Here is a 20,756-nt window from a genome sequence, read left to right as displayed (position 1 = left end):
GAATACAGGAGAATAAAATGGCGAAAAAACCAACAAAAAAATTAGACGAAATTGGCAAAAAATTTGGTGCTGATCGTGAAAAAGCCCTAAACGATGCCCTTAAATTGATCGAAAAAGACTTTGGTAAAGGGTCAATCATGCGCTTGGGTGAGCGTGCCGAGCAAAAGGTCCAAGTGATGAGTTCAGGTTCTTTGGCTCTTGATATCGCACTCGGATCAGGTGGTTATCCAAAGGGACGTATCATCGAAATCTACGGTCCAGAATCATCTGGTAAGACAACGGTTGCCCTTCATGCGGTAGCGCAAGCCCAAAAAGAAGGCGGAATTGCTGCCTTTATCGATGCCGAGCATGCACTAGACCCAGCCTATGCAGCAGCTCTTGGGGTTAACATTGATGAATTGCTCTTGTCACAACCAGACTCAGGGGAGCAAGGTCTTGAAATTGCTGGGAAATTGATTGATTCAGGTGCAGTTGACCTTGTCGTTATCGACTCGGTTGCTGCCCTTGTACCTCGTGCAGAAATCGATGGGGATATCGGAGATAGCCACGTTGGTCTTCAAGCTCGTATGATGAGCCAGGCTATGCGTAAACTCGGGGCTTCTATTAACAAGACTAAGACAATTGCTATCTTCATTAACCAATTGCGTGAAAAAGTAGGGGTTATGTTTGGTAATCCAGAAACAACTCCTGGTGGACGTGCCCTTAAATTCTACGCTTCTGTCCGTTTGGATGTTCGTGGAAGCACACAAATCAAGGGAACTGGTGACCAAAAAGATACGAGCGTAGGTAAGGAAACCAAGATTAAGGTTGTTAAAAATAAGGTGGCTCCACCATTTAAAGAAGCCTTTGTTGAAATCATGTATGGAGAAGGAATTTCAAGAACTGGTGAGCTTTTGAAGATTGCAAGTGATCTTGACATCATCAAGAAAGCAGGAGCATGGTATTCTTATAAAGACGAAAAGATCGGACAAGGTTCTGAAAATGCTAAGAAATACTTGGCGGATCACCCAGAAATCTTTGATGAAATTGACCACCAAGTTCGTGTCAAGTTTGGCTTGATTGAAGATGATTCAGTAGCCGATGAAAAAATTGTACCAGTAGAATCAGAAGTAGCTAATCAAGAAGTGACTCTTGACCTTGGCGATGATCTTGAAATCGAAATTGAAGATTAAAAAGTGAAAGTGGTGGAGGAATCCCCACTTTTTCTGTTATATGAGAATAAAGAAACAAGGTTATGAGGGCAGGATTGATAGGTTTTCGCAATATAAATGAGGAAGACTATTGCAAAAAGGTTACTTTGATGATAAAATAAATTGAGAATAAAAGTAATGCTAAGGAGACTGTTGGTATGGAAAAACGTTTAGTTCGCAATGTTCAAGATAAAAAAATTGCAGGTGTTTGTGCAGGTCTTGCTGACTATTTAGATATTGATGCAACACTTGTTCGTGGACTTTGGATTCTTTTCACATTGCTAGGTGGATCAGGAATTCTTGCTTACCTCATTTTTTGGCTAATCATGCCAGAAGCTGGAACAGAAGCGTAAACTTAGTGCATTTTTATGAGACAAATCATGATAAGAGAGTGGGACAGAAATCGGTAATTCGTTAGAATTCGATTTCGTCGTCCCACCTCCGCACAGTTGAGTAGGGCTGTAAAAGCTGATGAAATCAGCGTAGTAGAGCCCACTCAACCACTGCGTCTTGCTCGACAATTCAAAGACAATTGAGAGGCTAGGACTTTTGTCCCAGTCTCTTATTTGTGATATGCGGTGATAATTTTTTCCAAGTTTTCATCTTATTTCGGAATCACAAAAAATCACCTGTAGCACAGGTGATTGAGTATTCATTGTAGAGAAATTTGTAGTTTCTTACTGGGAAGTTCAAGACTGCAGTATAGGTTAGTGGTCGCTGAAACGACGGTACTCTATGTGGAAGTCGAAATAATTTTCTTCTTGCAATTTTTGGAAGATATCACGGTAGGCTTCTTCATCAAAGTGGTCGCCACGATAGAGAATCTCAAAACTAAGACCTTCGTACTCCAAAAAGGCATTGGCTGTTTTGAAACCATTTTGTTTATAGAATTCCATGCGGGCTTTTCGCTGTTCGAGGTTATCGCATTCCTCATCCAAACGTTCAACTTCAAGAATCATGGTACGCTGGTAAAAATCAATCAGCTTTTCAATAATTTCTTTACCATAGCCGTGGCTACGCAAATGGGGCATAATGGCAAAAAAGCTGATATAAAAAGCCTTTTGATTGGAAATGGCAAAGGCGAATCCAACAAATTCCTCTTCGTTGTAAAAGGCGAAAAAGTGGGCATCATCCCTATCCTGATACCGTAAAAATTCAGACAGAGGAATACGTTCCTCTTCAGGAAAGGCTTCGATATTTAGCTTTTCAACTTTCTCAAGGTCTGGAAATACATCTGTAATTAATTGGCTGGTTAAGCTCATGCATAAACTCCTTTTCTGTCACGATTATATCAAATTGTTAGTTTCTAGGCAACCGCTTTCTTGGGAGTTAGAGGCTAAGTCTGACCTTGTTCCTCTTCTAGAAAGCTGATATAATAGCCTTATGAATAAAAAATCAACTGTGGACCTGATTCATGGTCCCATCCTTCCCTCGCTTTTGAGCTTCGCCTTTCCAATCTTGTTGTCTAATATCTTTCAGCAACTCTACAATACGGCTGATATTTTGATTGTTGGACGTTTTCTAGGCCCATCCTCCTTGGCGGCTGTTGGGGCAACAACGGCGATCTTTGATTTGATTATCGGTTTTGCTCTCGGAGTCGGCAATGGAATGGGAGTAGTGATTGCCCGCTATTATGGAGCTCGTAACTTTTCAAAGATTAAAGAAGCTGTCGCAGCCACTTGGATTTTAGGAGCCCTTTTAAGTGTGATTGTTATGGCGATAGGCTTTGTCGGCCTCTATCCACTTCTCCAATATCTGGAAACTCCTGCAGAAATTCTCCCCCAGTCTTATGATTATATCTCTATGATTGTTACTTGTGTCGGCGTCAGCTTTGCCTACAATCTCTTTGCAGGATTATTGCGGTCAGTTGGTGATAGTCTTGCGGCACTTGTTTTTTTGGTTTTTTCAGCTCTGGTCAATGTTGCCCTTGACTTGTACTTTATCACACAACTGCAATTGGGAGTCCAGTCTGCAGGTCTTGCGACAATCATATCGCAAGGTTTATCAGCCCTTCTCTGCTTTTTCTATATCCGCAGGAGTGTGCCTGAGTTGCTGCCTAGTCTCAAGCATTTTAAGTGGGACAAGGCCCTCTATGTAGATCTTTTGGAGCAAGGCTTAGCTATGGGGATGATGGGTTCTATTGTCTCTATTGGTAGCGTCATTTTACAATCATCGGTTAATAGTTTTGGAGCAGTCATTATCAGTGCACAAACGGCGGCAAGGCGTATTATGGCCTTTGCTTTACTACCGATGACCTCTATTTCGGCCTCCATAACGACTTTCACCTCTCAAAACTATGGAGCCAAGCGGCCGGACCGCATTGTCCAAGGACTTCGGATCTCTAGTCGTTTGAGTATGTCTTGGGCAGCCTTTGTTTGTATTTTCCTATTCTTTGCCAGTCCTGCCTTGGTCTCCTTCCTGGCAAGCTCTACAGACTCTTATTTGGTAGAAAATGGCACCTTGTATCTGCGCATCAGTTCTACTTTTTATCCTATCTTAAGTCTTTTGTTGATTTATCGGAATTGCTTGCAAGGCTTAGGTCAAAAACTCCTTCCGTTGGTATCTAGTTTTATTGAGCTTATAGGAAAGATTGCTTTTGTTGCTTGGATTATTCCTTGGTCTGGCTATTTAGGTGTTATTTTTTGCGAACCCCTTATCTGGCTAGCCATGACCATCCAACTTTACTTCTCGCTCTTCAAGCACCCTTGGATAAAAGAGGGCAAGAAAATCTTGGCAGTCGGCGGGAAATCATAGCTTAATTTACAAAAGAAAAATCCGTTTCCTCTAGTGAAAATCGGATAGACTTGTGTTATAATAAGAAAGATTAAAATGTGAAAAAAGGAGATTCCTAATGGGACGTAAATGGGCCAATATCGTAGCCAAGAAAACGGCTAAAGATGGAGCTAACTCTAAAGTATATGCAAAATTTGGTGTAGAAATCTATGTAGCAGCTAAAAAAGGTGAGCCAGATCCAGAACTAAACACTGCTTTGAAATTCGTTATCGATCGTGCCAAACAAGCGCAAGTGCCAAAGCACGTTATTGATAAGGCTATCGATAAAGCAAAAGGAAATACAGACGAAACCTTTACAGAAGGTCGTTACGAAGGTTTCGGACCAAATGGTTCAATGCTCATCGTGGATACTTTGACTTCAAACGTGAACCGTACAGCTGCCAATGTCCGTGCTGCTTTTGGTAAAAACGGTGGAAACATGGGAGCTTCAGGTTCTGTATCTTACCTCTTTGACAACAAGGGTGTTATCGTTTTTGCAGGTGATGATGCTGATGCTATCTTTGAACTCTTGCTTGAAGCAGATGTTGATGTAGACGATGTAGAAGCAGAAGAAGGAACAATCACTGTCTACACTGCACCAACTGATCTTCACAAGGCTATCGTTGCTTTGCGTGAATCTGGTATTGAAGAATTCCAAGTGACTGAATTGGAAATGATTCCTCAATCAGAAGTTGAGTTGTCAGGTGATGACCTTGCAACATTTGAAAAACTGTATGGAGTCCTTGAAGACGACGAAGATGTCCAAAAGATTTATACGAACGTAGATGGATTCTAATTCAAAAACAGTGACCAAGAGTCACTGTTTTTTACTTGTAGCAAATTCATAAAGTTTTTCTGCGGTTAGGAGCGCCATTTTGTCCATGCTTGTTTTTCCTTTTCTAAGATCCGAAATAGTAGACCAAGGAACACCAGCACCTTTTGAAATCGCAGATGTAGAAATAGAACTGTCTAATAATTCTTGAATAACTTTTCTCATTTTATTTGTCCTTTTTGTTTTTAAGATAAATATAGACGTTGATTGCTACTATAAAAACAGCTATTGAACTAACCATTGGTTCCCTCTTTTCATTTGATAAAATAGAAGTTCGAAGGCCTTTCGCATCTACTTCTTAGCACTTCCCTTTTTCTTTTACTGAATTTGGGCTTTATTTTACGATAGATGTTACTGTTTTAGGGATATTATCTATCGCCTTTTCAAGTTATTTGAGCCGATCTTCTTTGTACATCTCAGCTAGCCCTTACCTTATCTTGATTATATCATATCACGGTGCGCCGATAGATGCAAGAGTTTTATGAAGTTTAAAAAATAAGGGGAAAATGTCGTAAACCACTGAAAAACTAAGCTATTTTATGTTAGATTCTGATACCAGTATCATGTTGTTCTTTTCGGTCCAGTCCGACAGCAAATTTATGAATCAGAAGAAACTGACCATTTTTCTGCTTTACAAAGTTTAAAACAACTGCCTTACTAGGTGAACCTAGGGAGAGATAGGTGATTCTTTTGGTTTCAAAATCACTGTCACTTGATTCTACTTCAGAATCTGGAATCCCATGTTCCCTGATAATGTCATTGTAGTTGGTACCCCCTTGCCCTTGGTTGGAAGGGTCGCCCTCTATTAAGGCATCAAACTGTTCTTGAGTCCAGGTAAAGATCTCTTCTTCCTCTTCATATTCATCAATGGTACTATTTGGCCAATCTTCATTGGTTGGCTCTTCCATGAGATAATTAGAAGAGCTACGATAGCCTCTTATAAAATCAGCGAAGATAGGAGTGAATAGCAGTTGGCTTATCAGTACAATGATAATTGAAATGAGGCCAAAGCTTGAACCAATCATAGCTAATGTTTTTTGATTTTGGAGATTGAGGCCAATGCCGATGACTCCTAAGATCAAGGCAACAAATCCAAAGAGAAAGGATAGACCATTGACAATTGGTATCCGAGAACATAAAAGAGCACCAGCTCCAAAAATGACAGCAAGGGTTCCTAAGGTTTTATACTCTTCTTGTTTCATTTGAAAGTTCTCCCACTTCTAGTGTAATCAGACAAGTTAGTGCCTATTATAGAGAAATTATTAACTGTTGTCAATTCTCATTTAAATAGTTCTCATAGAAACTTTTTTTCTTGACATCCTTTCTGAAAATGATAAAATAGTTCTCATGAAAACTTAATTGTTCTCAAGAGAACTATTTTTATTTAGAAGGGAGATAGCATGGATAAGCCGATGTTAGCTTTTAAACGTTTTGGTCATCAGGTTCACCTTATGGTGCAACAGGAAGCTAAACGTTGTGGTATTGAATTTATGGGTGGACCGCAGGGCCAAGTCATACGATTTTTAGACTATCGTGAGGAGTCTGAACAGGCGGTGTTAATCAAGGATATTGAGCAGGAACTCAATATCACCAAGTCAGTCGCCAGTAATCTAGTGAAGCGCATGGTGCAAAATGGTTTGGTGGAGTTGGAGACAAGTCCAAGTGATAAGCGGGCAAAATTTGTTCATTTGACGGAAAAATCACGCTCTCAGATGAAGCCAATCAAGTCTTTCTTTGATCGAATTGACCGTAGTCTACTTGATGGAATTTCTGAGGAAAAACTAGCTGTTTTTGAAGAAGTCATGGGTCTACTACAGGCTAATGTAGATAAAATGGGAGGTAAGAATGAAGAAACTCGCTAAACGTATCACAGGAAAAGAGTGGGGAATGATTCTCTTGACTGTCCTCTTTACCTGTTTCTCGGTCTATCTAGAGTTAGAAGTACCGACTTACATTTCAGAAATTACAGAACTACTTGGAACTCCAGGTACGGAGCTAGGAGATCTTTGGTCGCCAGCAACTAAGATGATGGGTTTGTCATTCTTAGCCTTCCTATCATCTGTAACAGTTGGATTTTTTGCCGCTCGAGTTGCAGCATCCTATACGGCTCATCTACGAAGCGATATTTTTAATCGTGTTTTGGATTACTCTCAGACAGAAATTAAACGTTTCTCAATCCCCAGTCTATTGACTCGGACGACTAATGATATCACGCAGATTCAGATGCTCTTTACCATGGGACTCCAAGTGGTCACTCGCGGACCAATCATGGCGCTTTGGGCTATTGGGAAAATCCTTGGCAAGTCTGAATACTGGATTTGGGCAGTAGTGGTGGCAGTCATTGTCAATGTTCTGATGACAACTGTCTTGATGACTTTGGCCTTTCCTAAACAATCTGTCATTCAAAAATTGACAGATAAGCTGAACAGTATTACTCGTGAAAGCTTGACAGGGATTCGGGTTGTTCGTGCATACAATGCTGAGGAATACCAAGATAAGAAATTCGAAGAAGCCAATGATGAAGTCACACGAATCAATCTCTTTGTCAGTCGCTTAATGGCTATTATGAATCCTATTATGATGGCGATTTCTAGCGGCTTGGTCCTTGCCATTTACTGGATTGGTGCTTATCTTATCAACGACGCTAGCTTGACAGAGCGTCTACCCCTCTTTAGCGATATGGTGGTCTTCATGTCCTATGCTATGCAAGTGGTAATGGGCTTCTTACTCATGGGTGCTCTCTTTATCGTTCTTCCTCGTACCTTGGTTTCTGCAGGTCGTATCAATCAAGTCTTGGACCTTTATTCCTCTATTGAAAATCCTAGTCACCCACAGACGGCAAACTCTTCTGTAAAAGGTCAAGTGGAATACCGCGACGTAACCTTCCGCTACTCTAAAAACTCAGAAGCAGTTGTGGAACATGTCAGCTTCAAGGCAGAAGCAGGGCAAACCATTGCCTTTATCGGCTCAACTGGTTCTGGGAAATCTACTCTAGTTAATCTCTTGCCTCGTTTTTATGATGTGTCAGAGGGAGAAATTCTAGTAGATGGCGTCAATGTGAAAGATTACTACTTGGAAGATTTGCGTAATAAGGTTGGCTATATCCCTCAAAAAGCTGTGCTCTTTTCTGGAGATGTTAAGGACAATCTCGACTTTGGTAAGAGTCAAGAAACGCCACTAAGTGAAACGGCCATGTGGCAAGCTTTGGAATTGGCTCAATCTAAAAACTTTATAGAGGATAAGGAAGCTGGTCTTGACTCAGAAGTGGCTCAAGGTGGGACCAATTTCTCAGGTGGACAGAGACAACGTTTGGCCATTGCACGCGCCTTGGCTCGTAAACCAGAGATTCTCATTTTTGATGATTCGTTCTCAGCCTTGGACTACAAGACAGATCGTATCTTGCGTCAAGTATTAGCTGAAAAAACACAATCCATGACCAAATTAATCGTTGCCCAACGCATTTCAACCATTATGGATGCAGACCTGATCTTAGTCTTGGATCAAGGTAAAGTCGTGGGGCAAGGCACCCACAAGGAACTTCTTGCAAGCAATGAAGTTTACCAAGAAATTGCCTATTCACAACTATCGAAGGAGGAATTGGAACATGGAAAATAAGAAAATGTCCTTATGGAAACAGTGTAGACCTTTTCTAGCAGGTCTCCAACTTCCCCTACTAATCGCAGTTGTGACGGCTATCTGTTCAAGTATTATCACGGTTTATGGACCAACTAAGATCAAAGAAATTACCAATTTGATTTCAGATGGGTTAATGACAGAGATTGATCTAGAGGCTGTCTCAAGTATTGCTAGCTTTTTGGTTATCCTCTATGTGCTTGGGATTATCCTGAACTATACGCAAGCCTACATTTTCTCAACTAGTATCCAACATTTCTCAAAACGTTTGCGGACAGCTATTGCTGAGAAAATCAATCGCTTGCCACTTGCTTATTTTGACCGTCATTCTCAAGGGGACACCCTTTCTCGTGTGACTAATGACGTTGATACAGCAGCTCAGTCTCTTAACCAAAGCCTTGGGACAGTTCTTTCAGCTAGCTTTTTACTGATTGCTGTTTTGATTACCATGTTTGGTATGAACTGGATTTTGGCACTGGTAACCGTTGTTTCAACCCTTATTGGATTTGCGGCGGTCTCAGTGATTATGGCTAAATCTCAAGGCTACTTTAAAGCTCAACAAAACAACCTAGCAGCTGTAAACGGCTATGTGGAAGAAATGTACTCTGGCCACAATGTGGTGACCAGCTATAACGCTGTGGACACCACTAAAGAAACATTCGCAGGATTGAATCAAGACCTACATGATAGTATTTGGAAATCTCAATTTATTTCTGGAATCATGATGCCAGCAATGATCTTTGTTGGGAACTTTAGCTATGTTTTGGTGATCATCGTCGGTGCTGCCTTGGCACTTGAAGGCCATATCAGTATTGGGATTATCGTGGCCTTCATGGTTTATGTTCGTACCTTCTCACAACCCTTATCACAGATTGCCCAAGGGATTACCAGCTTGCAACAGGCTAGTGCAGCTATGACACGTGTCTTCGAATTTCTAGGTGAAGAGGAAATGGAAGATGAATCATATAAGGAAAGACAATTGACCAACATGAAGGGTGAAGTGGTCTTTGACAGAGTTTCATTTGGCTACACACCGGAGCGAACGATCATTCATGACTTTTCTGCGACAGCTCATGCAGGTCAAAAGGTCGCCATTGTCGGACCAACTGGTGCTGGGAAGACGACCATTGTTAACCTCTTGATGAAATTCTATGAGATTGATAAGGGAAGTATTCGCATTGATGGTGTGGATACCAAGGCTATGAAGCGCTCAGAAGTACACGATGCCTTTTCAATGGTCTTGCAGGATACCTGGCTCTTTGAAGGAACCATTCGTGACAATCTCATCTACAATCAAACAGGTATTAGTGATGAAGAAGTGATTGAAGCTGCCAAAGCAGTAGGAATCCACCACTTTATCACAACCTTACCTGATGGATACGATACTGTTTTGGATGATACAGTGACCTTGTCAGTCGGACAGAAACAACTCTTGACGATTGCTCGTGCTCTGCTCAAGGATGCTCCGCTCTTGATTCTGGACGAAGCAACATCCTCAGTCGATACTCGTACGGAGGAGTTGATTCAAAAGGCTATGGACCGTTTGATGGAGGGACGCACATCCTTTGTCATCGCCCACCGCTTGTCAACTATACGCAATGCTGACTTAATCCTGGTCATGAAAGAAGGAAACATCATCGAGCAAGGCAATCATGAGGAACTGATGGCTCAGGGTGGTTTCTATGCAGACCTCTACAATAGTCAATTTACAGAAGACCAAGTAGAAGAATAGTAATTCAAAAGAAGGCTTGACGGCCTTCTTTTTCTGCACTATACTAGAGTAGGAGATGCTAGCAGACTCGTTCTGTCAGGCTTCTTGTGTAAAATCTAGAAACAACGAGAAAACAGATGAAAAACTATCAAGAGTGGTACGATAAGAGGAAATCAAGTCTCCTTCGATATCCACAACTATTACACTTGATGCGAGTTTTTAATCGCATGATGACAGTTCTGATGCCCTTGGCTTACTTGACCTTGTTGGGAACAAGCTATATAAACAATGGCTTGGGGAAAGAACTTTCTGCCTATATTTTAGTTCCAGCTTTAGGCTTTGTCCTATTGACGCTAGTTCGTAAGTGGATCAATCAACCACGACCTTATGAAACTTGGGAAATTGTCCCGCTACTAGATAAGGACAGCTCTGGAAATTCAATGCCTAGTCGCCACGTCTTTTCAGCAACCATCATTTCCATGGCTTGCCTGCATGCAAATCTGCCTGTGGGGTTGGTTTTGTTGGTCTTATCAGCTCTTCTCGGCTTTGTGCGGGTTTTAGGTGGTGTTCATTATCCCAAGGATGTTTTAGTTGGCTACGCTTGTGGCCTCCTTTGGGGAATTCTCTTCTTTATTTTGTAAAAAGCAAAGCAAGTGAGCTTGGCCTCGTAACCACTTACGGGTCAAGCCGTAAATTCAAACAACATGGAATTTGTGGGAACATTCTTGGTATGGTCGCAGTAACATTAGCAATGAACTATGGAACAACTTATGCAGATGAAGCTAAACAAGTAGAAACACTTGATAAGAAAATAGCTGAAAAGAAGGAAATAATCAAGAAATTGTAAAAGTAAAAAAACCAATGAAGAACCAGTTGCTGACATTAAGGCAGAATACCAAAAAGCAACTGCTTAAGAAATTCCAAACACTCCTACTTCAACTAAGAAAGTATGATCAAATACTAGTGCTGAAGTAAATGTGTTAGGTGTGATTATGGCGGGTATTACTTATGCTCTAGGAGTAATCGGTCTTAAACGTAAATATGACTAATAACTTTTAAAAAGAGCATACTGTAGAGTCAATGTCATAAGTTAGTGAACTAACCATTTGAATAGGAGATAGGATTGAGGTTATCAAAGTGATCCTCTATCCTATCTTCTATTTTTTGCATCACAAATAAAGGTTTTTTCACCCTATTTTTTGAGATTTATGTTACTCTATAGATGAAATCAACCACCCACATATCAAGGTATTTGATAAAAAATAGTTTGAGTTCCATAGTCAAACTAAGGAAATTGTCTTTTTTGAATTAAAGTTTAGTGTAAAAATTCTATACAAAACCAACACCTTACCTAGTGATTTTTTTGATAAGGTGTTACAATCATATGGCGTAAACAATTTTGCCGATTTTGGGTAGAGCATAATCTAAAGATACTCTTTTTCGTGAAAGACCTTCAAGTAGGACTTTATCAATCATTTCTTGCTTTAATTCAGGGGAATAATAACGATTTTTCCCCTTTTTGACGATTTCTATTCCATAACGGTCAATTAATTTCACCATGCACTTTAGACCAGAAACATCCACATCAAATCTTTTTGAAAGTTGTTTGAAGCTTTGACCTTGCTTTCTAAGTTCATAGATCTGAACCTTATCTTTATAAGTTAATTTCATAATCATAACCACCCGTCAAACGGGTGGTTTGTACCAGGGCTATAAGCCCAAATTACCAGCCAGCGCCTAAAGACGCTGGCTTTCACGTTGTTCAAGCCTTATTGCTCTTGACTCGTCACTTGCCTCTTAAAGAGACATTGGTACTACTTACCACTATCCCTAAAGGGATCCTCATATTCTTTCACACTTAATTTATCTAGTGCTATATCATGTTTTTCCTGTTCTTGGATATATTTCTTAATTGTGGCTTCATTGAGTCCAACCGTACTCACATAATAACCTTCTGCCCAAAAATGCCGATTCCCAAACTTGTACTTGAGATTGGCGTGTTTGTCAAACATCATGAGTGCACTTTTGCCTTTTAAATAACCCATGAAACTTGAAACACTTATCCTTGGTGGAATACTTACTAACATATGTACATGATCAGGCATTAAGTGTCCTTCGATAATCTCAACACCTTTATAACTACATAATCGGTGGAATATTTCTCCCAAACTACTTCGATATTGATTATAAATGATTTTTCGTCTATACTTAGGGGTGAACACAATGTGATACTTACAGTGCCACTTTGTGTGCGATAAACTATGAGCCTTTTGTGCCATATTTTTCTCCTTTCGCTTTACAATTGGCTTGAACACCCTTATTGTATTGCGTTTGGAGTTTTTTTGGTATAACCTTCGACGCGCACCTAGCGGAGCGAGACGGACTAATAGTCGCATAATAAAACACCCCAAAAGTTAGATTTTTTCTGTCTAACTTTTGGGGTGCAATTCAATACAGAATCGTATTTGAATTTCTTAACTTAATGACATTGTCTAAACTTGTCTTCTCTTTTTTAAATTGTCAGAATGGATTAGTCTTCTTTTTTCTTTCTTGCCAAAGCATAACCTGCAGTAGCTAAACTTATAAGTGCTGAATATGTCATGAATGATTGTTCAATTGAACCAGTATTTGGTAATACTGATTCATTAGAAGAGTTAGTTGCTGGTAGAGTGTGATTAGAATTTTGATTAGCTGTAGTATTTGTTCCGTACAATACTTTATCGAACATTCTATTGTATTTTTCAAGTTTTCTTTGTTTTTGTACTTCACGAGCTTTTTCTGATTTCAATGATTCTAAATAAGTAACCGCAGCTTCATGTTTAGATTTAAGTTCATTGATTTTAGCACGTTCTACATCAGCAACTCCTTTAGCTTTCAAGTAGATCTCTTCTTTTTCTTTTTGAACTTTTACTTTTTCTTTAAGAATAGTTTCTTGATCTTTAAGTTGTTCTTTTAATTCTTTAATAGAATTTGTTAATGTTTCAATTTCTTTGTTGTTTTCAGCAATAGATTTTTCAGTGTTAGTAACTTTATTTTTTGCTTCTGTCAATTTAGCATTAAGTGCTTTCAATTGAGCCTCAATTCGTTTAACTTCGGCTTTAGCACGTTCTACATCAGCACTTACTTTATCATATTCAGCTTTCGCTTTGTTGTAAGTTTCAGTTGCTTTAGTTAAATCAGATTCAGCTTTAGGTAGAGCAATATTTAATTCTTTGCTTTTGTTTTGAACAGCAGTAAGATTGTTATTCTTTTCTGTTAATTGGTTTGCTAATTGAGTTTGTTTAGCAACAGCACTGTCGTAAGCAGTTTGTGCTTTAGGAGTTTGAATTTCAATTGCTTCTAAACGTTTCAATTCTTTTGTTGAAGTATCAAGCTTATCAGTCGTTGATTTAACATTCTTAGTAGCTTGAGCCAATTCGGCTTTGTTTGTTTCAATTAGTTTGTCAAGAGAATTTACACGAGTAACCGTTTTGCTGTAATCTGTTGCTGGAATTTCATACTCTTTAGTTTTCAAATTGCTATCTTGGGTCTTGAAGGCTGTTTCGTCAGTCCCAATCGTTACATATGAACCATCTTGAACAACAAATGTATGCAATTCTGTTTTCTTGTAATCCCATTGTAAGCCAGATTGAATAAGAGCATGACCCCAATCACTCAAATAATCATCATACATCCAACGAATCATACTATTATATAATTCTGCTTTTAATTCGCCCATTGTAGTCATATTTGTTTCATAAGAATATGCAAGAGTTTCCATACGAACTGGGAGAGCGTCAGTTTTATAACCAGCTTTAGCCATATTTGGAGCAATAGTTACATTACTTTTCACATGACCTGTATCATACGCATCATCTACAGTTGGATTTGTAGTATTAGCATGATTACGAACAGCATTTTTGTATGTTTCACTAATAAGTTTTGATAGGTTAACTGATTCTTCACTTACACGAATCATAGTTGGAGAGAATGTTCCGAATTTAGTACGTACATCTTCAATAAATTGAGCCATACGGATATTCAATTCTTTTAATTGTTCTGTTGTTAGATTTGCTGGGTCAACAGTACGTGTGTCACTCTCTTTTAGTAATTTCTTAGCAGCTTCAACTTCTTTTGATGCTAAGATTTCTTTTGAAATTTTAACTAAAGCTTCATCATTTGCTTTTGATTTGTTTTGTTTGTAAGCTTTAAGAGCAGAAATATAAGCATCTGTTACTGGAATTTCCAAGTTGTCAGCAAGTGCATTCTTAGCAGAAGTCAAGTCATTAGCTAATTTTTCTTTTTCAGCAGTTTTTGCTTTTTCTGTTGCAATAGCATTATCTTTATTTCTTTGGTCTTGCGCTACAATTGTTTTTTGTGAAGCAATGTTGTTAGCACGAGTTTTATCAGCTGTTTTAGCATTATCTAAAGCTGTTTTTGTTTTGGTTACATTTTGGTTAGCAGCTTCTTTAGCAGAAGTTAAATCATTGATTTCTTTAGTTAAAGTAGCTTCATTTGCTTGATTTGTTTTCAAATCTTGTTTAATAGAATTTACTTTATCTTGAGCAACTTCTTTAGAAGAAGTTGCTTCATTCAAAGCATCAACTTGTGGTTGAATTTTAGCTTCTTCTGTTTTTTGTTTTTCTTTAGCTGTTGTTAATTGATTTTCTGTATTAGAGATTCCATTCTCTGTATTTGTTACTTCGTCTTTATTAGATTGTAATTCTTTTTCTAATTTTGGAGTTAATTCTTTATCTTTAGCTAAAGTAGCTTCAGCATTTTTTAATTTTTCGTTAGTTTTATTAACTGCATCTTGAGCAGCTTTTACTTCATCTGTAGCTTTATCGTGATCAGATTTAGCTTGAGTTTCTTTATCGAAAGTTTCTTTTGCAGAAGTTTCAGCGTTAGTTACATCTTTTGAAGTTTTCGCAACTTCTTTTTCTGCTTTCTGAATAGGAGTAGCATTTTCTGCTGTTGGAGCTGCTTCAGTTGCTTTAGTAGGTTGTGCTACAGAAGTTGGTTCAGCTTCCTCTGCGAATACAGTCGTTCCAGTGGTTGCAGCTAGGATTGCGGCCCCAACAATAATAGTTTGTTTTTTCATATCAGATCCCTCTTTATCTTTTTCTAAATTAATTGCACAAAATTTCTTTTGTTCTTTACTATAATATCATAAAATTTTATTTTTGACTTAATTCTATATTTAAATTACTCCAATTTTAAAACTTAGATAAAAAGAGCAAAGAAGTTTCTTTGCTCAAACTGATTTTGATATGTGTTATTTCGTAACTAATGAAAGTAAAAACCATTATTTCCATGGCTTGCTTGCATGCAAATCTGCCTGTGGGGTTGGTTTTGTTGGTCTTATCAGCTCTTCTCGGTCTTGTGCGGGTCTTAGGAGGCGTTCATTATCCAAAGGATGTTTTAGTTGGCTACGCCTGTGGTCTCCTTTGGGGATTTCTCTTCTTTATTTTCTAAAAAGCAAAGCAAGTGGGCTTGGCCTCGTAACCACTTACGGGTAAAAAGTGACCACTTGCTTTTTTGCCCTTGTAAAGTCTTCTGGCCTTTGGTATAGTAGATGCAGAAAGGAGATAGGATGAAGTTACGAATCGAGATTGATAGTGAATTAACTGAGACAGAGATTGTCATCAAGGCTGCAGCCCTAACAGATGAAATAGCTGACTTGCAACGACTCTTGCAAGAAACCAAGGCTCCTAGGTTGATCTTTTACAAGGGGACGGGTGAGTACTACTTAGACTTGGCAGAAATCCTCTTCTTTGAGACGGAAGGTAGCAAGATTTACGCCCATACCCAGAAAGCGGCCTACGAGGTTCGGCTCAAGCTTTATGAGTTAGAGTCCATCCTGCCCCGCTATTTCAGTCGGGTATCCAAGTCGACTATTGCTAATATTCGGCAAGTTTACTCGGTGGACAAGTCCTTTTCAGGGACAGGAACTATTTCCTTTTATCAGACCCACAAGGAGGTTCACGTGTCGCGGCACTATCAATCCCTCCTAAAAGAAAATCTAAGAAACATGAGGTAAGAACATGAAAAAGAAAGCATTTGGTATTGTGTTGCTAGTATTGGCAGCTTTAGTGTTATTGCAGGGGAATTTTGGTATTCCTTCACTTGAAGGGGAAATTTGGCCCTTGATCGGTATTGGATTTTTTGCCTACCAATCAGTTGAGGCAATCCTTCGTCGTCATTTCACTTCAGCATCTTTTACAGCCCTAGTGGCCCTCATGATTGCTAATCATTTTTATGACATTTTACCGATTCCCAATCAGTCATTGTTCTGGGCAAGTATTTTAATCGTAATGGGTGTCAGCACACTCACTCATTCTAACAGAACTTGGAATGGAAAAAAATGGTGGTATGACGGTGAAAAGACCATTCTGACAGACAAGGAAGTCGCTTTTGGGGCGGGTACATTTTACAAGCAAGACCAAGAATTGGTAGAAGATGAGTTTGAGGTCGGTTTTGGGAATGCCAAGATTTATTATGATAATGCAGAGATGTTAGGTGATTTTGCTACTCTGAATATCGAAGTCGGATTTGGGAATGCAGTTATCTACGTGCCTCAACACTGGAGAGTAGATCTAAAGGTAGAGACTTTTTGTGGAGCAGCCAAGGCAGATGCCCCTCTAGCCCCAACCAGCAAAACTTTGATTATCCGTGGAGATGTAGCTTTTGGGAAACTAGGAGTTGTTTACGTTAAATAAAAAAATCTTCCAATCCCCTTGCCAAAAAAGAGAAAGTGTGATAACATAGTACAGTATGTGGTGCTAGCACATCCGCTATATTAGATCTAATAGGAGGAAAACACAAATGGCTAAAGTATGTTACTTTACAGGTCGTAAGACTGTATCAGGAAACAACCGTTCACACGCGATGAACCAAACAAAACGTGCCGTAAAACCAAACCTTCAAAAAGTTACTGTACTTATAGATGGTAAACCTAAAAAAGTTTGGGCTTCAGCTCGTGCTTTGAAATCAGGTAAAGTAGAACGCGTTTAATAAAGAGTAAAAGGCCATCAGGTCTTTTTCTTTTGCTCTAAGTACAAAATCACTTGTCAAAGGAGCAAATATCCGCCGATACAGTATTCTGCTTTTACACTTGGCTTGAAATATGATAAAATAGAGTATCAACTAGTTGAGGTAGAAAAAATGACTGTAAAAATTAATACAAAAGATGGTCAAATCGAACTAACAGATGAAGTGATTGCTACCGTTGTAGGCGGTGCAGCAACTGAGATTTTTGGTGTGGTCGGTATGGCAAGTAAGAAAGCCCTCAAAGATAATTTCCAAGCCCTTCTTGGGAAGGAAAATTATTCTAAAGGTGTCGTTGTAAAAGCGGCCGAAGATGGTAGCATTGCAGTTGATGTATATACCGTGTTGAGCTATGGAACTAAGATTAGTGAAGTCTCAAAAAACATCCAAGAGCGTGTACGCTTTAGTTTGGAAAACCAACTTGGCATCACTGCTCAAGCTGTGAATGTCTATATTCAAAATATCAAAGTTGTAGGAGAATAATCGTGTCAAATATTACTACAAGCTTATTTCAAGAAATGGTACAGGCTGCATCTACTCGATTGAACAAGCAAGCCGAATATGTCAACTCATTGAACGTCTTCCCAGTTCCAGATGGAGATACAGGAACAAACATGGGAATGACTATCGAAAATGGTGCTAAAGAAGTAGCAGACAAACCAGCTTCAACAGTTGGTGAGGCTGCAAGTATCTTGGCTAAAGGTCTTTTGATGGGTGCGCGTGGGAACTCAGGAGTTATCACTTCTCAGCTTTTCCGCGGATTCTCACAAGCCATCAAAACCAAAGAAGAGTTAACAGGAAAAGACCTAGCTCTTGCCTTCCAATCTGGTGTTGAAGTAGCCTACAAGGCTGTTATGAAGCCAGTTGAAGGAACAATCTTGACTGTATCACGTGGTGCTGCCATCGGTGCTAAGAAAAAAGCCGAGCAGACAGACGATGCTATTGAGGTTATGCGTGCAGCTTTGGAAGGAGCTAAAACAGCCCTTGCTAAGACTCCAGACATGCTTCCAGTCTTGAAGGAAGTTGGAGTTGTAGACTCAGGTGGTCAAGGTTTGGTCTTCATCTATGAAGGTTTCCTTTCAGCTCTTACTGGTGAATATAGCGCTTCTGAAGACTTTGTGGCTACTCCAGCGAATATGGGTGAGATGATCAATGCCGAACACCACAAATCTGTAGCTGGACATGTGGCAACAGAAGACATTACCTTTGGTTACTGTACTGAGATCATGGTTGCCCTTAAGCAAGGTCCAACTTATGCTAAAGACTTTGACTACGAAGAATTCCGTAACTACTTGAATGACCTTGGGGACTCATTACTCGTTGTCAATGACGATGAAATCGTTAAAGTTCACGTCCATACAGAAGATCCAGGTCTTGTTATGCAAGAAGGTCTGAAATATGGTAGCTTGGTTAAGGTTAAAGTCGATAACATGCGTAACCAACACGAAGCACAAGTGGAAAAAGAAGCAGCTCAAGTCAGCAAACCAGCTGAAGAAAAAGAATACGCCCTTATCGCAGTAGTAGCTGGACAAGGCTTGGCAGACATCTTCCGTGCTCAAGGTGTGGACTATGTCATCGAGGGTGGACAAACCATGAACCCTTCGACAGAAGATTTTGTCAAGGCTGTTGAGCAAGTCAATGCTCGCAACATCATCTTCTTACCAAACAACAAAAATATCTTCATGGCGGCTCAATCTGCAGCTGAAGTCTTAGAACAACCAGCAGTAGTGGTAGAAGCACGTACTCTTCCTCAAGGATTGACTAGCCTTCTAGCATTTGACCCAAGCAAGTCTATCGAAGAAAACCAAGAACGCATGACTGCAGCTCTTGGTGATGTAGTCAGCGGTAGTGTAACAACAGCCGTTCGTGACACGACTATCGATGGTCTAGAAATTCACGAAAATGACAATCTTGGTATGGTAGATGGTAAGATCCTCGTATCAAACCCTGATATGCACCAAACTCTGACTGAAACCTTGAAACATATGTTGGATGAAGACAGTGAAATCGTAACCTTCTATATCGGTGAAGATGGAAGCGAAGAATTGGCTAACCAAATCGCCCAAGAAATCGCAGAAGAATTCGAAGATGTTGAAGTAGAAATCCACCAAGGTCAACAACCAGTGTATCCATATCTTTTCAGTGTGGAATAAGAATGAAATAGAAAACGAAAGAGGTCGGGAAAAGATTCCCGATCTTTTTGGTTTGCAATGAGTTTTTGAGCTGGTAGCTGACTGAACTTTTTGTGACATTTGTCATATTTCCTCATGACAGAAGCTTCTAGTGATTCTACCTTCAAAGAATTATACTAGATGTATCAAATGGAGGAAGAAAAAAATGAAACATAAAGTAATTGTCGCAATGAGTTTAGTAGCAGCAGGAGTCATGACTTATCTCATGTTTTCAGGATTGGATGAAGGCTTCTATCATTTTCCTTGGGAGCTATTTGCAGGTTTTGGAATCATGTCTTGGTTGATCCGAGAAGGTTTGAAATTAGTCTCAGATGTGAAAAAGGAGTTTGAAAAATGAAAAAAGCGATTCTCTATCTTTTTATTGGACTATCACTAGTGGTATGGCTGGTAGAAATGTTTACAGGTTGGTTTGATCAAGCCTTCCTTCACCAAGCCATTCGCGGTGCCTGGGGATTAGGATTTATGATTTTTATCGCCTTTCCGATGGGAAAGGAGTGGCTGAAAGGAGAGTATCATGAACATGATTAAGGTAGAAAGCCTAAATAAAAACATCAAGGGCAAGGCTATATTGAAGGATATTTCCTTTGAGGTAGCTGAAGGTGAATGCGTCGCCTTGATTGGGCCCAATGGTGCTGGGAAGACCACACTCTTGGACTGTTTGCTTGGAGATAAACTGGTCACAAGCGGTCAAGTATCCATCCAAGGCTTGCCAGTGACGAGTTCTCAGTTAGACTATATTAGAGGCTACCTCCCTCAAGAAAATGTTATTGTTCAGAAATTAAAGGTTAAAGAGTTGATTGCTTTCTTTCAAAGCATTTATCCAAATCCCTTGAACAACCAGGAGATTAATCAACTATTACAGTTTGACAAGCAGCAAAAAGAACAATTTGCAGAAAAATTGTCAGGTGGACAAAAGCGTCTCTTTTCATTTGTCTTGACCTTGATTGGCCGACCAAAGCTTGTCTTTTTAGATGAGCCAACTGCGGCCATGGATACCTCAACCCGTCAACGTTTTTGGGAAATTGTTCAGGACCTAAAAGCGCAGGGAGTCACCATTCTCTATTCGTCTCATTATATTGAGGAAGTAGAGCATACAGCGGACCGAATCTTGGTCTTGAATAAGGGAGAGTTGATTCGCGATACAACACCTCTAGCCATGCGCAGTGAAGAGATTGAAAAGCACTTTATCCTACCTCTGGCTTATAAGGAAGTCGTTGAGCAGTCAAACTTGATTGAAAACTGGTCACAAAAACAAGATGCCCTGCAAGTAGTCACACGTGAAGCGGATGCTTTCTGGGAACTGTTAGTTCAAGCAGGATGTAGCATACAAGAAATTGAAGTCAATAATCGTAGTTTGCTAGATACAATCTTTGAAGAAACACAGAAGGGAGATGACTAAG

21 protein-coding genes and 2 pseudogenes are annotated in these 20,756 nt (G+C 39.6%); 17 read left to right on the top strand and 6 right to left on the bottom strand.

Translation table 11 applies throughout. The annotated features are described in order from the left end of the window. Window positions 1–17 precede the first annotated feature (17 nt). Entirely contained in the window at window positions 18–1,172 is a 1,155-nt protein-coding gene (gene recA, locus QM874_RS03600; RefSeq protein ID WP_414316247.1) for a recombinase RecA, read from the top strand. 176 nt (window positions 1,173–1,348) lie between these two features. Then, a complete protein-coding gene (locus QM874_RS03595) occupies window positions 1,349–1,543 on the top strand; it encodes a PspC domain-containing protein (RefSeq protein WP_414316246.1) in 195 nt (64 codons plus the stop codon). Window positions 1,544–1,897: 354 nt separating this feature from the next. Here the strand turns inward: QM874_RS03595 and QM874_RS03590 are convergent, their stop codons facing one another. Further along, complete coding sequence (locus tag QM874_RS03590; protein WP_414316245.1) at window positions 1,898–2,452, bottom strand: GNAT family N-acetyltransferase; 555 nt, start codon at window positions 2,450–2,452, stop codon at window positions 1,898–1,900. 121 nt (window positions 2,453–2,573) lie between these two features. Here QM874_RS03590 and QM874_RS03585 point away from each other — a divergent pair, with 121 nt between their 5' ends. Both QM874_RS03585 and QM874_RS03580 read left to right on the top strand, forming a co-directional pair. Next, complete coding sequence (locus QM874_RS03585; protein ID WP_414316244.1) at window positions 2,574–3,944, top strand: MATE family efflux transporter; 1,371 nt, start codon at window positions 2,574–2,576, stop codon at window positions 3,942–3,944. 97 nt (window positions 3,945–4,041) lie between these two features. Next, window positions 4,042–4,758 (top strand): YebC/PmpR family DNA-binding transcriptional regulator, encoded by a 717-nt coding sequence (locus tag QM874_RS03580; protein WP_414316243.1) that lies wholly within the window; start codon window positions 4,042–4,044, stop codon window positions 4,756–4,758. 21 nt (window positions 4,759–4,779) lie between these two features. On the opposite strand, the gene QM874_RS03575 is transcribed toward QM874_RS03580, so the two are convergent. Together QM874_RS03575 and QM874_RS03570 are read right to left on the bottom strand one after the other, a co-directional pair. Beyond that, window positions 4,780–4,959: a hypothetical protein gene (locus tag QM874_RS03575; protein WP_414316242.1), complete on the bottom strand. Its 180-nt coding sequence runs from the start codon at window positions 4,957–4,959 to the stop codon at window positions 4,780–4,782. A 377-nt stretch (window positions 4,960–5,336) separates the two neighbouring features. Next, window positions 5,337–5,996, bottom strand: a complete 660-nt coding sequence (locus QM874_RS03570) for a hypothetical protein (RefSeq protein ID WP_414316241.1) — start codon at window positions 5,994–5,996, stop codon at window positions 5,337–5,339. 198 nt (window positions 5,997–6,194) lie between these two features. Between QM874_RS03570 and QM874_RS03565 the strand changes: the two genes are divergently transcribed. The 4 genes from QM874_RS03565 to QM874_RS03550 all read left to right on the top strand — a co-directional run bounded on the left by QM874_RS03565 (window position 6,195) and on the right by QM874_RS03550 (window position 10,779). Continuing rightward, complete coding sequence (locus tag QM874_RS03565; protein WP_414294973.1) at window positions 6,195–6,656, top strand: MarR family winged helix-turn-helix transcriptional regulator; 462 nt, start codon at window positions 6,195–6,197, stop codon at window positions 6,654–6,656. Further along, entirely contained in the window at window positions 6,640–8,409 is a 1,770-nt protein-coding gene (locus QM874_RS03560) for an ABC transporter ATP-binding protein (protein WP_414316240.1), read from the top strand. The genes QM874_RS03565 and QM874_RS03560 overlap by 17 nt, the downstream gene beginning before the upstream one ends. Continuing rightward, complete coding sequence (locus QM874_RS03555) at window positions 8,399–10,159, top strand: ABC transporter ATP-binding protein (protein ID WP_414316239.1); 1,761 nt, start codon at window positions 8,399–8,401, stop codon at window positions 10,157–10,159. Before QM874_RS03560 ends, QM874_RS03555 begins: the two co-directional genes overlap by 11 nt. Window positions 10,160–10,275: 116 nt before the next feature. Then, complete coding sequence (locus QM874_RS03550; RefSeq protein WP_414316238.1) at window positions 10,276–10,779, top strand: phosphatase PAP2 family protein; 504 nt, start codon at window positions 10,276–10,278, stop codon at window positions 10,777–10,779. A gap of 754 nt (window positions 10,780–11,533) precedes the next feature. On the opposite strand, the pseudogene QM874_RS03545 reads toward QM874_RS03550, so the two are convergent. From QM874_RS03545 to QM874_RS03535, 3 genes and pseudogenes are all read right to left on the bottom strand, one after another. Further along, window positions 11,534–11,809, bottom strand: a pseudogene (locus QM874_RS03545) (IS3 family transposase); the annotation flags it as partial. Between the two features lie 143 nt (window positions 11,810–11,952). Beyond that, entirely contained in the window at window positions 11,953–12,417 is a 465-nt protein-coding gene (gene tnpA, locus QM874_RS03540; protein WP_414316237.1) for an IS200/IS605 family transposase, read from the bottom strand. Between the two features lie 251 nt (window positions 12,418–12,668). After that, on the bottom strand, window positions 12,669–15,218 hold the full coding sequence (locus QM874_RS03535) for an SEC10/PgrA surface exclusion domain-containing protein (RefSeq protein ID WP_414316236.1): 2,550 nt from the start codon (window positions 15,216–15,218) through the stop codon (window positions 12,669–12,671). 200 nt (window positions 15,219–15,418) lie between these two features. Between QM874_RS03535 and QM874_RS03530 the strand changes: the two are divergent. From QM874_RS03530 to QM874_RS03490, 9 genes and pseudogenes are all read left to right on the top strand, one after another. Continuing rightward, a pseudogene (locus QM874_RS03530) lies at window positions 15,419–15,592 on the top strand (phosphatase PAP2 family protein); the annotation flags it as partial. A gap of 118 nt (window positions 15,593–15,710) precedes the next feature. After that, window positions 15,711–16,157 (top strand): LytTR family DNA-binding domain-containing protein, encoded by a 447-nt coding sequence (locus tag QM874_RS03525; protein ID WP_216729902.1) that lies wholly within the window; start codon window positions 15,711–15,713, stop codon window positions 16,155–16,157. A 4-nt stretch (window positions 16,158–16,161) separates the two neighbouring features. Further along, entirely contained in the window at window positions 16,162–16,836 is a 675-nt protein-coding gene (locus QM874_RS03520; RefSeq protein WP_414316235.1) for a LiaF transmembrane domain-containing protein, read from the top strand. A 106-nt stretch (window positions 16,837–16,942) separates the two neighbouring features. After that, the gene (gene rpmB / locus QM874_RS03515) at window positions 16,943–17,131 is read left to right on the top strand and encodes a 50S ribosomal protein L28 (protein WP_001140948.1); all 189 of its coding nucleotides are present in this window, start codon (window positions 16,943–16,945) and stop codon (window positions 17,129–17,131) included. Between the two features lie 150 nt (window positions 17,132–17,281). Next, window positions 17,282–17,647: an Asp23/Gls24 family envelope stress response protein gene (locus QM874_RS03510; protein ID WP_371560699.1), complete on the top strand. Its 366-nt coding sequence runs from the start codon at window positions 17,282–17,284 to the stop codon at window positions 17,645–17,647. Window positions 17,648–17,649: 2 nt separating this feature from the next. Continuing rightward, window positions 17,650–19,317, top strand: coding sequence for a DAK2 domain-containing protein (locus QM874_RS03505; RefSeq protein WP_414316234.1), 1,668 nt, complete (start codon window positions 17,650–17,652; stop codon window positions 19,315–19,317). A gap of 184 nt (window positions 19,318–19,501) precedes the next feature. Continuing rightward, on the top strand, window positions 19,502–19,693 hold the full coding sequence (locus tag QM874_RS03500; protein WP_006146174.1) for a hypothetical protein: 192 nt from the start codon (window positions 19,502–19,504) through the stop codon (window positions 19,691–19,693). Further along, complete coding sequence (locus tag QM874_RS03495) at window positions 19,690–19,884, top strand: hypothetical protein (RefSeq protein WP_006154913.1); 195 nt, start codon at window positions 19,690–19,692, stop codon at window positions 19,882–19,884. Before QM874_RS03500 ends, QM874_RS03495 begins: the two co-directional genes overlap by 4 nt. Then, window positions 19,871–20,755, top strand: a complete 885-nt coding sequence (locus tag QM874_RS03490) for an ABC transporter ATP-binding protein (protein ID WP_414316233.1) — start codon at window positions 19,871–19,873, stop codon at window positions 20,753–20,755. The genes QM874_RS03495 and QM874_RS03490 overlap by 14 nt, the downstream gene beginning before the upstream one ends. Window position 20,756 lies beyond the last annotated feature (1 nt).

The organism is Streptococcus infantis, from assembly GCF_047463615.1.
Classification (GTDB): Bacteria; Bacillota; Bacilli; order Lactobacillales; family Streptococcaceae; genus Streptococcus; species Streptococcus infantis_X.
Note: the sequence above shows the minus strand (reverse complement) of the source record. Positions and strands in the feature narration are given on the sequence as shown.